Origin of the sequence: Streptomyces sp. NPDC089799, assembly GCF_040684755.1 — a bacterium.
Lineage (GTDB): Bacteria > Actinomycetota > Actinomycetes > Streptomycetales > Streptomycetaceae > Streptomyces.
Genome location: NZ_JBFBGR010000037.1, coordinates 1 through 14,038, shown reverse-complemented (window position 1 = coordinate 14,038; position 14,038 = coordinate 1). Strand labels below are relative to the sequence as shown.

Sequence of the window (14,038 nt, the reverse complement as noted above, 5' to 3'; positions counted from 1 at the left end):
CCCCACCCCGCCCGAGCCTGTGGATTACTGACGGGTTGTGGACAACCGGTTCCCCCCTGCCGCGACGGTGGCGTACTGCTCCCGCACCTCCCGGTACCTCAGGAGTTCGGCCGCCACCGGCTCCAGCACCCTGGCCCGGCCGCAGCCGGCCGCGGCCTGCCGCAGCCGCCGCTCGGCGTCCTGCCCGTAGCGCCGGGCGGGCCCGCGGGCCGCCATCGAGCAGGCCCACTCCACCAGCGGCCCGCCCACGATCCCCGCCACCATCAGCAGGACGGGTGGCAGCAGGCCCGGCTCCAGCACCCCGGCGATCTGCCCCACCAGCCACAGGCCGCCGAAGATCTGCAGCAGGGTCATGGACGCCTGGGTGAGCACCGCCGCCGGCCACCAGGCCGGCCGCGGCGGCTTGCCGGTGGGCACGCCGACCGTGACGGCCAGCTCGTCCAGCGCCTCGGGCAGTTCGTCCGCGCCGCGCACCGCGGCCTCCCGGACCGCCTGGGCCCACGGGTCGGGCAGCCCGGCGGACGCCTCCTCGGCGACCGTCCGCACCGCCTGCTCCACCCGCTGCCTGGCCGTGACCTCCGCCTCCGGCGGCGGCTCCGGATCGCCTCCGAAGGTGCGGCCGCCGATCGCGGCCAGTGCCGCGAGCCCGCTGAGCCCGCGCGGGGTCCGCCGGTTCTCGTACCAGCGCCACAGCCGCAGCCAGGGCGTGCCGCACGCCTTTCCGGCGTTGCGCCGCCAGGCCCGTTCGGCCGCGAGTCCGGCGGCGTAGGCGCCGACGGCCTCGGCGAGCCGGTCCTCGAACTCGGCCCGCACGGCCTCGCCGATCTCCGCCCCGGCGCGGCGGTCCGCCACGTACAGGGGGCGCAGCCGGCCCGCCGCCCGGTCCACGTCAGCGGAGATCCGCCGGGTGGCGGCGCCCCGCTCCTGGGCGAACTGGCTCAGCAGCTCGCGCAGTTCCCCGACGCCCTCGCCCGTGAGGGCGGACAGGCCGAGCACCGTGGCACCCGGTTCGCCGTGTTCGCCGAGTGCGATGCCGTCCTCGTCGAGCAGCCGCCGCAGGTCGTCGAGGACCTGGTCGGCGGCGTCGCCGGGCAGCCGGTCCACCTGGTTGAGCACGACGAAGGTGACCTCGGCGTGTCCGGCGAGCGGGCGCAGGTAGCGCTCGTGGAGCACGGCGTCGGCGTACTTCTCCGGGTCCACCACCCACACCACGGCGTCGACCAGGGCCAGGACCCGGTCCACGTGCGCGCGGTGCTCGCGGACCGCCGAGTCGAGGTCGGGCAGGTCCACCAGGACGACCCCCTGGAGGGATTCGGCCGCGACCGATCCCTCGCGGGGGCGGCGGCGCAGCCGGCCGGGGATCTCCAGCCGGTCCAGCAGCCCCGCCGCGCCGTCCGTCCAGGTGCACGCGATGGGTGCCGCGGTGGTCGGACGGCGCAGCCCGGTCTCCGAGATCTGCACCCCGGCGAGTGAATTGAAGAGCGTGGACTTGCCGCTTCCGGTGGCTCCGGCGATGGCGACGACCGTGTGCTGAGCGGACAGGCCGCGGCGGGCAGCGGCTTCGTCCAGGATCCGGCCGGCCTCGGCGAGGGTCGCGCCGTCCAGCCGTGTGCGGGAGAGGCCGATCAGCTGCCGGAGCGCGTCCAGGCGGGTGCGCAGGGCCCGTGCCTCCGGGCTCAGGGGCGGCGGCGCGGGGGTCTTGCCGCCGTCGCTGCCGGCCCCCGAGACGGTGCCGGACACGGCCCGGACCAGTTCGTCGTCCGTGCCGTCGTCCTCTTCGTCTTCGTCGCCGACGGCGATGCGCCGGGCGATCAGCCCGTCGTCCCATCGGTCGTCGGTACGGTCGGTGAGGGCGGTCACCGCGGTCACCTCTCCTTCTGCAGTACGGAGAGCGCGGCGATCAGCTCGGCCTGCGGCTCCGGGGTGACTTCCAGTGCGTCGAGGGGGGCCAGGCGGCGGTCGCGTTCGGCCCGCAGCACCTCGTCCAGGTGTTCTCCGACGAGTTCGCCGCCGCGGTCGCGCAGCCGCAGGGCGGCCTGGGCGCCGATCCGTTCGGCGAGTTTCTCCCCGGCCACCCGGGCGCGCTTCCCGCCGAGCAGCGCGGAGACCAGCAGCGCGGCCACGCTCTCGGGGTCCGGCGCGGGCTGCCGGTCCAGCCCGGCGACCTCCTCCTCGGCGAGTTCCTCCAGTACGCGGCGCCAGCGGCGGACGGCCACCCCGATCCGTTCGCCCGACTCCCGGTCGGTGACGGGTGCCGGGAGGGCGCCGGAGGCGGGTTCCCTGCGCCAGGCGGCGGCGATCCGCTCGTCGGCGGCGGCAACGGCGCACTGGATGAGCGCGGTGAGGCTTTCGGCCAGCGAGTCGAGGAGTTCGTCGGCGGTGGTGTCGAGCGGGTAGCCGCGCCAGCGGGTGAGGGCGTCACCGGCGAGCACGGCGCCCTGGTCGAGCCGGTTGCGGACCCGGCGACCCTCCTTCCGGTACGCGTCCTCCACCGCGGCGGTCAGCCGTACGGCGGCGGCGTGCTGGGACGCGACGGCGGAGGCCAGCTCGGGCAGCCGGCGGCGCAGTGAATCGAGGGCGCCGAGCGCGGTCCTGCCCACGGCGTGCTGGCGGGCGGCCGGGTCCTGCGCGTGGTGGATCAGCCAGGCCGCCAGCGGGGCGACGGCCGAGGCGGGCAGCAGTCCGCCGCCGCCCGCGGACTCGGGCAGCTCGGGCACGGTGAAGCGGGCCACGTCGCCCAGTCCGGCGCGGGTGAGCAGGGCGCCGTACTGGCGCGACACCTCCGCCAGCACCTGGTGCGGGACCCGGTCCAGCACGATGATCAGGGCGGCCTTGTACTCCTTGGCGGTGCGCAGCAGGTGCCACGGCACGGCGTCGGCGTACCGGGAGGCGGTGGTGACCATGACCCACACGTCGGCGGCGCAGATCAGTTCGGCGGCCAGTGTCCGGTTCTCGACCACCAGGGAGTCGATGTCGGGGGCGTCGAGCAGGGCCAGGCCGCGGGGCAGGCTGCCGACGGTCTCGACGCGCAGTTCGCGGATGGGCCCGCCGGAGGTCCGCCGGGCGGCGGCCCCGCCCCGCCCGCCCGAGCCGCGCGACCCGCCGTCGCGGCCCACCGGACCGCGGTCGCGGTCGCCCTCCTCGCCCTTGTCCGCCCAGACCCGCATCAGGTCGGGCAGTACGCGCATCCCGGCGAACCAGTGGTGGTCATCCGGATGGCAGACGAGCACGGGCGTTCGGGTGGTCGGGCGCAGCACGCCGGCCTCGCTGACCTGCCTCCCGACCAGGGAGTTGACCAGCGTGGACTTGCCCGCGCCGGTGGAGCCCCCGACGACGGCGAGGAGCGGCGCCTCGGGGGCCTTGAGCCGCGGCACCAGGTAGTCGTCGAGCTGCGCGAGCAGCTCGGCTCTGGTCTGGCGGGCGCGCGGGGCGCCGGGCAGGGGCAGCGGCAGACGCACGGAGGCGACCCGGTCGCGCAGGGCGGAGAGGGCATCGAGCAGCTGAGGCCGAACATCCAAGGTCACCACATGCGAAGAATGCCCAATTTGGGACCATTTTTGAAGCTTATAGACCCTCTGCGCGCCGATCGCCACCCCGGACGGACACACAGGGACAACAGGGAGGACTGGGGCACAGGCATAACGACTGCACAACGGCCCGCGCGCGGCGGCGCAAAACCGATGCGCGAATCGCACCTGCCTGCGATTATCGGGACCGCTTCACCGAACCTCCACATCGTGGCACGCGGGTGAAGCAACCGGGACGAGCCGACCGGAGCCCTATCCTTGACCCGGCTCACGGTCACCTTCCGGCCCCCGTAGCTCAGTGGATAGAGCAGGTGCCTTCTAAGCACTTGGCCGCAGGTTCGAGTCCTGCCGGGGGCACTCGCGCCCGTCCGTACATGCCGAAAGAGCGCCGACCCGTGGTTTCGTGTCCACGGGCCGGCGCTCTTTCGATGTGCGGCGGCGGTTCTGTTGTGGTGGTTCAGTGGTGGCGGCTCAGCCGTCCGTCTCGGTCGTCCATCCGGCGAGCAGTGCCTCCAGTCTGGCTTCCCGGGCCGCCGCCCGGGCCGCCGCGTCGTCCGCCCCGGCGGACGCGGCCGGATCGATCACCGCGGCGGGCTCGATGACCTCGTACGGGGTCGCGGCCTCGTACGGCTCCGCGCCGGCCTCGTAGGAGTCCGCCTCGACCTCGAAGGAGTCCGCCTCGGCCTCGTAGGAGTCCGCCTCGACCTCGAAGGAGTCCGCCTCGGCTTCGAAGGGGTCCAGGTCCTCGTACGCCTCGATGGCTCCGTACGGGTCTGCCGCGCCGTACGGATCCGCGGCCCCGTACGCCTCGGCTTCCCCGTATGCCTCCGCTTCCCCGTACGGCTCCTCGGCCGCGTAACGCTCGAAGGGCTGCGGGGAGGGGAGGAGCGAGGGGACCGACTGCGCCGGCGGCACCGGTTCCTGCGCCGGTACGAGCGTGTCGGCCGGCTCGGCCGGTGCGATGGCCGCCGGGCGGGCCGGGGCCACCGGCCCGGGCCGGACCGGCTCCGCCGCTGCCGACGGTCCCGCCGGCTCCAGGGCGGCCCGCCGGCCGGCCGGGCCCAGGGCCTCGAAGACGCTCTCGGCGGCCCGGTCGAGGGTCGCCAGAACCCACTCGTCCAGGTCGGTGCCCAGCTGCTCGGCGGCCTTCACCCAGTGCTCGAACCGCTCCGCCGGTACGGCGAGCTGGCGTCGCGGCGCCGGACGGTCACGGATGACGCCGTCGCCCTCGCGGGCCTCGCGCAGGGCGGCCCGGAGCTGCTTGGTCGTCCACGTCAGCTCCTCGGCACGGCCGAGCCACTGGTCCGCCTCCTCCGTCGGCAGGGACGCCACCTCGGCGTGGTGCTGGAAGGTCAGCTTCCCGTGCCGCCGGGAGTGGTCGAACCGGCGGGCGACCCAGGCGTAGTTGCGCAGGGTCTGGTACCGGAGGCCCGCCGCCTGGATGCCCTGTTGGTAACGGTCCCCGTAGTGGTCCTTGCCATAGGCCAGCCAGTCGCCCATCCACCACGCGGAGGAGTCCACGACCCCGGCCAGCTGGCGGCCGGCGCGTTGCCAGTCCTCGAAGGTGAAGACGACGGGGAGTTGCAGGCCCACTCGCGTCGTCAGTACTTGTTCCGCCCCGGGCTGCCCTTTGCGCGTGGCCCGCTGCGGGGGAATCAGCCTCGACACCTGCGGACCGGGACGGTGGGGGGCGGCGTGCGTTCCGACACCGGTGTTGTTGGCCAGGTTCACGTGCACGACCTCATTTCAGCCGACTAAGTGCGCGCTATGAGCCCATGATTTTCCGCCAACGCCTCCTGGAGAAGGGCGGGATTGAGACCTTGTCAAGTCCCCTCAAATGAATCTTGAATTCCGCACAGGGCCCCACTAGGCCGCGCGGGACAGCATCCGGCGGCGCCGCTCCCGGGCGATGTCCACGGTGGCGGGAGCACGTCCGGTGACCGGCTTGACCAGGGGATTCCCACCGATCCTGCCCTGGTGCGCGGCCAGGTAGCGGAGCACCGCCAGCACCCGGCGGTTGTCGGCCGGGCTGCCCGGTATGGCCAGCTTGTCGAAGACCGCGGCGACCCTCTTCTCCACCGTGCCGGCCGAGACGATCAGGCGCTCCGCGATGGCGCTGTTGGTGCGGCCCTGTGCCATCAGCGACAGGACCTCCAGCTCCCGCTCGCTGAGCGAGGCGAGGGCGTCCGGAGTGGCCTCCTCGGCCGCGCCGCGGCCCGTGGCCCGTGCCGCCAGGGCCCCGACCATACGCGGGTCGACCACCGTGCCACCGCTCGCGACCTGCGACAACGCGCCCACCACCTCGTCGGCGTCGGTCATCCGGTCCTGCAGCAGATAGCCCAGTCCGGCGCCGTCGCTCCCGAACAGCCGGGCGACGTGCTGCGGTTCGGGAGCCGCGGAGAAGAGCAGGACACCGGTGCCCGGGTGGCTGCCGCGCGCGGCGAGCGCCGCACCCACGCCCTCGTCGTTCCAGGTCGGTGCGAGCCGGACGTTGGAGATGAGGACGTCCGGGCGGTGCGTGTCGACGAGGGCGGGCAGCACCCGGACGTCGTGGACCGCCGCGACCAGTTCATGGCCCTGGTCGCCGAGCACGTGGGCCAGGCCCGCCCGCAGGATCGCGGAGCCTTCGGCAATGACAAGACGCATGCTGGATCACTTCCTTCGGCCTCGGCCGGGATCGTGGTCGATCGGGGGTCAACGACGCCGGTACATTTCGGCGGTGAGAAAAGCGAGTTCGAGGGACTGAGTTCGGTTCAGCCGGGGATCGCAAGCAGATTCGTAGCGATCCGTCAGGTCGCCGAAACGCACCCGGGCGCCACCGCCGACGCACTCCGTTACGTCGTCTCCGGTGAACTCAAGGTGGATTCCGCCGGGGTGAGTACCAAGGCTCCGGTGCACCTCGAAGAATCCGGTGACTTCGTCGATGATGTCGTCGAAATGCCGCGTCTTGTGACCGGAAGGGGCCTGGAAGGTATTTCCGTGCATGGGGTCGCAGACCCACGCGACCCGGGCACCCTCCATCGTCACCCGCTCCACCAGCGCGGGCAGCCGGTCGCGGACCGTGCCCGCACCCATCCGCACCACGAAGGTGAGCCGGCCGGCCTCCCGCTCCGGGTCGAGCCGGTCGATCAGCCGCATGGCCGCGTCCGGGGTGGTGGTGGGCCCCAGCTTCACCGCGATCGGGTTGGCGATCCGGGAGAACCAGTCGATGTGCGGGCCGTCGATGTCCCTGGTCCGCTCCCCGATCCAGAGCATGTGCCCGCTGGCGGCGTAGGGCCGGCCGGTGGCCTCGTCGATCCGGGTCAGCGAGCGCTCGTACTCCAGCAGCAGGCCCTCGTGGCTGACGAAGAACTCCACGGCGCGCATCGCCGCCTCGTCGCTGCCGCAGGCCCGCATGAAGGAGAGCGCCTGGTCGATCTGGTCGACCAGCCGGGCGTAGCGCGAACCGATCGGGGAGTTCTGCACGAAGTCCTGGTTCCAGCTGTGCGCCTGGTGGAGATCGGCGTCGCCGCCCGTGGTGAAGGCGCGCACCAGGTTCAGGGTGGACGCGGCCGCCTGGTACATGCGCAGCATGCGGCCCGGGTCCGGGATGCGCTGGGTCCGGGTGAAGTCGAAGCCGTTGACGGCGTCGCCCCGGTAGGCCGGCAGGGTGATGCCGTCGCGGGTCTCGGTCGGCTGGGAGCGCGGCTTGGCGTACTGCCCGGCGATCCGGCCGATCTTGACGACCGGGACGCTGCCCGCGTACGTGAGGACCAGGGCCATCTGCAGCAGGGTCCGCATCTTCGCCCGTACGGCGGGGGCCGAGGCGTCGGCGAAGGTCTCGGCGCAGTCGCCGCCCTGCAGCAGGAACGCCTCGCCGCGGGCGACCGCGGCCATGCGCTGCTTCAGGGTCGCGCACTCGTTGGCGGAGACCAGCGGCAGCGCGGCCTCCAGCTGGGCCCGGACCACGTCGACGGCGGCGGGGACCGGCCAGTCGGGCTGCTGGGCTGCGGCGCGCAGCTCCGGGGTCCAGTGCCGGGGGTCGAACCGGTCGGCGACGGGACCCGTCACGGACGGCCCTCCCACGACCGCGCCTCCCGCGGACGGCCCCTCCACGGGCATCCCCTCCGGGGACGCGTCCGTGACCCGCTCCGCGACCTGCTCCGTGACCTGCTCCGTCGTCGTGGCTTCGATTACGGTCGTCATCTTCCGCTGTCTCCCATGAACGATTCGAGTGGATGCCGGGCAGGCGTCAGCCGAGGGCCGGTACGGGTCGGGCGCCTTGCCTCTCGTCGAGCAGGGCCGCCAGATCGCCGAGGGTGGAGCAGCGCGCGAACTCGCCCAGGGAGAGGCCCTGGTCCAGCGCGATCACCAGACGTGCGGCGGCCCGTGAGGTGCCGCCGATCTCGAAGAAGTTGTCGGTGCGCTGGATGCGTTCGGCCGGCACGCCGAGCACGTCGGCCCAGAGACCGGCCAGCTTGCGCTCGTTGTGGGATCCGAGGCCGCTGTGCCGCTCTCGCGCCGCGATGCCGTACTCGTCCGTGTCGTCAGTCATGTGCGTCGCCTCCACCGGGGATCTGCGCCTCCGCGTGCGCCGGGGTCGGCGTCACGTCTTCATGGGGACAACATTAGGGAGGGGCGTTATCAGGCCAATATCAGCCTGCTTACGGCGGATGCGGGGGGCTCGAAAAGGCCCTGGAAGGCCCGCCGGAAGAAACCGGCGGTGACACCTTCACCAGCACATCGGGAGGGAGGAAGAAGAACGTTCGAAAAGGGGAGAAGAGGGTTTTCGTACGGGAGCCAGGGGTGTGCCGGGTGCCTAGTCGGCGCCCTCCAGCAGCCGCTGCATGGCACCCACGCTTCGCGTCAACTCAGCGACTTCGGCGCGCAGTTCACGCTGCTGTACGGCGGCTGCGGCCAGGTCCGCGTGCCGGCGCTCCCGCGCCCGGCCGGTGGCCAGCCAGACCAGTCCGGTGACGACCACGGCCGTGCTGCTCAGCATCGCCGAGCTGGCGATGACGGCGCCTGCGGTGGAATCCATGACGGAACCTCTTTCTCTTTCGGGGCGGATGCGAATGAGTGCGGGTCAATGCGGGTGAACGCGGGAGGGGTATATCCGAAGTTACGCGCACGCGCGCGCGAGCACCATGGAGGAAAACCTCCGTGTTTCCTCCGTCTTCCGGTTCCCCTGGCCAGCAGAATGCCCCCCGCGACGACCCGTGGCGGAAACGGGTCGTCGCGGGGGGCGGGCGGCGACGGGGACGATCAGCTGTCGGCCGCCTGGAGGGCGGCGGCCGGCGCCAGTTCGCGCTCGGCCCGCCGCTGGATGATGGAGTCGGCGATCTCACCGCTGCGGACGGCGATGTTCGACAGCAGGGACGAGCTCAGCCCGTGGGTGTGCTCGGTGCCGCCCTGGAGGTAGATGCCGACCGGCAGGTCCGGCGTGGTGACGAGCCGGTAGTCGCGCTCGACCCGGTGGCGGCCCGACTCGTCGCGCAGGCAGTAGCGGTCGAGGTCGCCGAGCAGCGTGCTCGGGTCCAGGGAGTCGTATCCCGTGGCGAAGACGATGGCGTCGACGTCGAGCTGCTGCGGCTCGCCCTCCAGCTGCGAGACCAGGTGCACGATCCGCTCGTCCCCGGCCTGCTCGACGGCCCGGACCTTGGTCAGGTTTCGGTAGTGCAGCCGTTTGGCGCCGCGCACCTCCTCGTCGTACTGGGTCTGGAACAGTTCGCGGATGATCGCGGCGTCGGCCACGCCGTAGTTGGTGTTCTTGTGGTAGCGCCAGAAGGCGTCGCGGGCGCCGTCGGTGCCGAAGTGGTACTCGTCCACGGCCGCCGCGTCGAAGATCTGGTTGGCGAACGGGGTGTCGTCGGCGACGGAGTACCCGTACGACGGCATGATCGCGGTGACCTGCGCGTCGGGGAGGCGGTCGTGGAAGAACTTGGTGATCTCGGCGGCGCTCTGGCCGGCACCGACGACCGCGACCCTCTTGAGCCGGGCCGGGTCCACCTCCGCGAACCGCGCCAGGAACTCCGAGCTGTGCCAGACCCGGTCGTCCCGTTTGATGCCGTCGGGCATGCGTGGGACGAGCCCGGTCGAGACGACCACGTTCCTCGCGTTGACCGTGCGGGTCTCCCCGTTGGCGGTGCGTACGTCGACCTCGACGTACTCGGGCGTTCCGTGGACGGCCTCCGGGGGGAGCCGGACCGCGGTGACCGCCGAGCTGTAGGTGACCACGTTGCTGAGGCTGGACTCGGCCCACTCCAGGTACTGGTGGAACTCGGCCCGGGTCGGGAAGAAGTCCTGGCGGTTGACGAAGCGGGCGAGCCGGCCCTTGGAGTGCAGGAAGGAGACGAAGCTGTAGCGGGACACCGGGTTGCGGAAGGTGACCAGGTCCTTGAGGAACGAGATCTGCATGGTGGCGTCCGGCAGCAGCATGTTGCGGTGCCAGCCGAAGCGGGGCTGCTTCTCGAAGAACGCCGAGGTGATCGGGTTCGTCAGGACGTTCGCACGGTGCTCTTCCAGGGAGATGGCGAGGGACAGGTTGGACGGGCCGAAGCCGATGCCGACCACGTCGTAGATCTGGTGTTCGCGAGCAATCATGGAAATTCTCTCCCGCTTGGGTAGGGGTGATGGGTGGTACGTACCGCCGGCGGTGCGTGCCGGAGGCGGCACGCGACGGTGGTGCGCATCGGGTCAGGCGCCTGCCGGGACCCGGTGGCGGATCTCCAACGTGCAGCACTTGACGCTGCCGCCCGCCTTGAACAGTTCGGAGAGGTCGACACCGATAGGTTCGAAGCCGCGGGCACGCAGCTGTTCCGCCAGGCCCGTCGCGGTCTCCGGCAGGAACACGTGCTTGCCGTCGGAGACCGCGTTCAGGCCGAAGACCTCGGCGTCCGCCGCGTCGACGAGCAGCGCGTCCGGGTAGAGCTCGCGCAGCACGGCCCGGCTCTCCTCGGAGAAGGCGCCCGGGTGGTACATGACCTCGGTGTCCGAGAGCGCGGCCAGGGCCACGTCGAGGTGGTAGTAGCGCGGGTCGACCAGCTGGAGGCTGACCACGGGGACGCCGAGCGCCTCCTGGGCCTCCGCGTGGGCCCGCGGGTCGGTCCGGAAGCCCGTGCCGGCCAGGACGGTCCGGCCGACCACGATGTAGTCGCCCTCGGCCTCGTTGACGTACTCGGCGGAGGTGACCTGGGGGTAGTCCCGGGAGGTGAACCACTCGTGGTACGAGGGGGCTTCGGCGGTCCGCTCGGGGTGGCGGAACTTCGCGACGAGCACCCGGTCGTCGACCACGGTGGCGCCGTTGGCGGAGAACACCATGTCCGGCAGGCCCTCGACCGGCTCCACCAGGTCGACGGTGTGGCCGTGTTCGACGTACAGCCTGCGCAGGCCCTCCCACTGTTCGACCGCCAGGTCGGCGTCGACCGGCTTCCCCGGGTCCATCCAGGGGTTGATCGCGTAGGTGACGTCGAAGTGGGTCGGCCGGCACATCAGGTAGTGGCGGGGTGTGGCCTCGCGGACGGGCGTGGGCTCGGACAAGGGATCTCTTCCTCTCGGTCGGTGGGGATTCCCGGACGGCCGGGTGGCCTGTGGGCCGGATCGGCCGGGTGTACGGGGTGGGGCCATGGTGGGCCGTATTGGACCGTGATTGAGCGCTTTTGAGCGCGTTTGCGCCTGATTGCTCGCGCTTGCGCTTGTTTCTGCTCTGCTGACCTGAAGTGGCCGGAACGCGATCTCTGCAACGAAGGTATCGGGGCGGGTTTCGCTTTCGTTATTGATCGCTTTTCGGTGGGGGCTTCGGCTTTGCGCCCGGCCCTCACCCCGGGTTCCGCCCTCAGGCGGCCTCCCGCTCGATGGGGCAGCTCATGCAGCGCGGGCCGCCGCGGCCGCGGCCGAGCTGGTCGCCGCGGATCCGCAGCACCTCGATGCCGTTGTCCTCGAGCATGCGGTTGCTCGCCTCGTTGACCTCGTACGCGACGACCGTGCCCGGGGACAGCGCGAGCAGGTTGCTGCCGTCGTTCCACTGCTCGCGCTCGGCAGCGTAGGAACTCTGACGGGTCTGCAGCACCCGCACCCGGTCCAGGTCGAGGGCCTCGGCGATGGCTCCGAAGAAGTCCTTGTTCTCGGTGATCTCGGGGGCCCGGTGGGCGCCCGGGGCGAGCGTCCAAGACCGCAGGTGGTGCCGGTCCAGTCCGGTGAAGAGGGTGAAGGCGTCCCGGTCCACCATGGTCAGCACGGTGTCGAGGTGCATGTACGCACGCGCCTTGGGCAGCTGGACGGCGATGACCCGCCGCGCGGAGCCGGTGCGGAAGAGGCGGCGGGCCAGGATCTCCACGCCGGCCGGAGTGGTGCGCTCTCCCAGTCCGATGAGGACGGTGCCGTTGCCGATGACCTCCACGTCGCCGCCCTCGATCGCAGCCGGGGCCATGGCCTCGCCGTCGATCCAGCGCTGTGCGCCGGACTCGGCGAACATCGGGTGGAAGGTGTAGATGGCCTCGTAGTTGACGGTCTCCCGCTTGCGGCCGGCCATCATCATCGGGTTGACCGACACCCCGTCGTAGACCCAGCAGCTGGTGTCGCGGGTGAAGAGGGCGTTGGGCAGCGGGGCCAGGACGAAGTCGTCGTCCGCCATCAGCTCCAGACCCAGGGAGCGGGCACCGCGGGTGCGGTGTTCGCCCAGCGAGTCGAGGAGTTCGCGCTTGTTGAGGCCGCCCAGCAGGTGCGTGGCGAGCTCGTCCGGACCCATGTCGGCCAGCACGCCGGCCGTGACCCGGGTGAGCGCCGGACCCATGTGGGGTTGCCGGGCGTCGAGGATGCGGTCCAGGATGAAGCCGACCGCCTGCTCGTACTTCACCGTTTCGGCGAGCAGATCGTGCAGCAGATGGACAGTGACCCCGCGGTCGCGCATGACCTGCTGGAACTCCCGGTGCTCCTCCTGGGCCCGGGACACCCATACGACGTCGTCGAAGAGCAATTCGTCCTTGTTGCCCGGGGTCAGCCGCTCGAAGGCCAGGCCCGGCTCGTGAAGAATGACCTGTTTCAGGACGCCGACCTCGGAATCCACATGGAACATGTTCTCTCCTGACTTCGATCCGGAGCGGTGTCGACTGCTTCCGAAGCTAGGCCCGGGGGTTTAACTTTCGGTATCGAATGCTTTTCGGCCAAAGTCTGGCGGCGTGACTGTCCGGGGTACCCGTCACGACCTGCGGAGGCAGTCCGTCACCAGCGGTAAACGAGCCGATAACGATCCAAAATTCGGCCCCCGTAACTTTCTCGGCAGACACCTCGCAAGCCACCTGCCGAGAGAGGGCGAATTCCCGATGTTCGTGCCGCCGTTCTACAAAGAGCCGTCCGGCTCGTGGATGGTCGATCTGATCCGCAACAATCCGCTGGCCCTGCTGGTGCACAACGGCACCGATGCCGCAGGGCCGTTCGCCACCCATCTCCCGGTGATTCCGGATCCGGAGATGACGGGCGACTGGGCGGAGGACCTGTCCGGGGCCGTACTGCTCGGCCACATGAACCGCAACAACCCGCACTGGGCCGTCGTGGAGAAGGGCGGAACCGGCCTGCTGACCTTCACCGGTCCGCACGGCTACGTGTCCCCCACCGTCTATGGGAAGACGCCGGCCGCTCCGACCTGGAACTTCACCTCGGTGCACCTGCGCGGCACGATCGAGAAGATCGATTCCCCGAAGTCCTCCGAGGAATCGCTGGAGGTCGTCAAGGCCACGGTGCGGGCCTTCGAGGCCGATTTCGGCGACCGGTGGGACATGACCGAGTCGATCGACTACTTCCGCCAGATCCTGCCGGAGGTCGGTGCCTTCCGGTTCACCGTCGGCGGGGCGGACGGCATGTTCAAGCTCAGCCAGGAGCAGCGGCCCGAGGTCCGCGAGCGCGTGCGGGTGTCGTTCAGCGACCGCGACTGCGCCCGGCACCGCGCAACCGCCTCACTGATGGCGCAGTTGCCGTGAGTTCCGCACAAGCCGGCGCCGAAGAGCGGCAGTTCTTCCCGAATTTCGACCTGGGCGTCCGTTGCGCCGCCATGGCACTGTCCAGGATGCTCGCGGTCCAACTGCCCGCATTGTTGAGTCGGATACGTCGGTAAAACCTTCGCGCCCGGCCTTCTTCGTCCCGCCGACAGGACGCCGCCAGGACACCGCCGGGACGCTGCCGAGCCGCCCGTCAGCGCGTTGACCGCCCCGACCCCGTAGGACACAATGAAGCCTGGGAATTTCGTCGAGAGTTTCACGCACTCCGCCCATGCGGTCTTCTGCAAGAACCGCAAACTCGCCTTCCGTCTTACCGACCGAATGCGCGGATCCCCCTATTCATCGCATCAACCCTCGACGTCCGCACGGGGCGGGCGAAGCATTCCCGCTCCCCGCTCCGACGGCGATGCGCCCCTTGCGCAACTCGCTTCATTCAGTTCACCAAGAGGAGGAATGTCATGACGGCCATTTCGGCTACCGGTCTGCGCAAGGCGTACGGGGAGCACAAGGTGCTCGACGGGGTGGATCTGCACATCCCGC

Annotated in this window: 11 protein-coding genes and 1 tRNA gene; 2 read left to right on the top strand and 10 right to left on the bottom strand. The window is 71.0% G+C overall.

Annotation, left to right across the window (positions count from 1 at the left end; genetic code table 11):
- Positions 1 to 24: 24 nt before the first annotated feature.
- Entirely contained in the window at positions 25 to 1,869 is a 1,845-nt protein-coding gene (locus AB0O36_RS30565) for a GTPase (protein ID WP_365115776.1), read from the bottom strand.
- The gene (locus AB0O36_RS30560; RefSeq protein ID WP_365115775.1) at positions 1,866 to 3,518 is read right to left on the bottom strand and encodes a dynamin family protein; all 1,653 of its coding nucleotides are present in this window, start codon (positions 3,516 to 3,518) and stop codon (positions 1,866 to 1,868) included. The genes AB0O36_RS30565 and AB0O36_RS30560 overlap by 4 nt, the downstream gene beginning before the upstream one ends.
- Before the next feature lie 293 nt (positions 3,519 to 3,811).
- On the opposite strand from AB0O36_RS30560, the gene AB0O36_RS30555 reads away from it, so the two are divergent.
- Positions 3,812 to 3,884, top strand: a tRNA-Arg gene (locus AB0O36_RS30555).
- A gap of 114 nt (positions 3,885 to 3,998) precedes the next feature.
- On the opposite strand, the gene AB0O36_RS30550 is transcribed toward AB0O36_RS30555, so the two are convergent.
- The 8 genes from AB0O36_RS30550 to AB0O36_RS30515 all read right to left on the bottom strand — a co-directional run bounded on the left by AB0O36_RS30550 (position 3,999) and on the right by AB0O36_RS30515 (position 12,579).
- Positions 3,999 to 5,120 (bottom strand): LmbU family transcriptional regulator, encoded by a 1,122-nt coding sequence (locus AB0O36_RS30550; protein WP_365115774.1) that lies wholly within the window; start codon positions 5,118 to 5,120, stop codon positions 3,999 to 4,001.
- A 273-nt stretch (positions 5,121 to 5,393) separates the two neighbouring features.
- Positions 5,394 to 6,173 (bottom strand): response regulator transcription factor, encoded by a 780-nt coding sequence (locus AB0O36_RS30545; RefSeq protein WP_365115772.1) that lies wholly within the window; start codon positions 6,171 to 6,173, stop codon positions 5,394 to 5,396.
- A gap of 48 nt (positions 6,174 to 6,221) precedes the next feature.
- Positions 6,222 to 7,712 carry a class II 3-deoxy-7-phosphoheptulonate synthase gene (locus tag AB0O36_RS30540; protein WP_365115771.1) on the bottom strand — a complete coding sequence of 497 codons (1,491 nt, stop codon included), beginning with the start codon at positions 7,710 to 7,712 and terminating at the stop codon, positions 6,222 to 6,224.
- A gap of 46 nt (positions 7,713 to 7,758) precedes the next feature.
- On the bottom strand, positions 7,759 to 8,061 hold the full coding sequence (locus tag AB0O36_RS30535; protein ID WP_365115770.1) for a phosphopantetheine-binding protein: 303 nt from the start codon (positions 8,059 to 8,061) through the stop codon (positions 7,759 to 7,761).
- Between the two features lie 264 nt (positions 8,062 to 8,325).
- The gene (locus AB0O36_RS30530; protein ID WP_365115769.1) at positions 8,326 to 8,547 is read right to left on the bottom strand and encodes a hypothetical protein; all 222 of its coding nucleotides are present in this window, start codon (positions 8,545 to 8,547) and stop codon (positions 8,326 to 8,328) included.
- Between the two features lie 224 nt (positions 8,548 to 8,771).
- Entirely contained in the window at positions 8,772 to 10,109 is a 1,338-nt protein-coding gene (locus tag AB0O36_RS30525; RefSeq protein WP_365115768.1) for a SidA/IucD/PvdA family monooxygenase, read from the bottom strand.
- A gap of 93 nt (positions 10,110 to 10,202) precedes the next feature.
- Entirely contained in the window at positions 10,203 to 11,045 is an 843-nt protein-coding gene (gene ddaH / locus AB0O36_RS30520) for a dimethylargininase (RefSeq protein ID WP_365115767.1), read from the bottom strand.
- 295 nt (positions 11,046 to 11,340) lie between these two features.
- Positions 11,341 to 12,579 carry an arginine deiminase gene (locus AB0O36_RS30515; RefSeq protein ID WP_365115765.1) on the bottom strand — a complete coding sequence of 413 codons (1,239 nt, stop codon included), beginning with the start codon at positions 12,577 to 12,579 and terminating at the stop codon, positions 11,341 to 11,343.
- 247 nt (positions 12,580 to 12,826) lie between these two features.
- On the opposite strand from AB0O36_RS30515, the gene AB0O36_RS30510 reads away from it, so the two are divergent.
- Complete coding sequence (locus AB0O36_RS30510; RefSeq protein ID WP_365115763.1) at positions 12,827 to 13,480, top strand: FMN-binding negative transcriptional regulator; 654 nt, start codon at positions 12,827 to 12,829, stop codon at positions 13,478 to 13,480.
- Positions 13,481 to 14,038 lie beyond the last annotated feature (558 nt).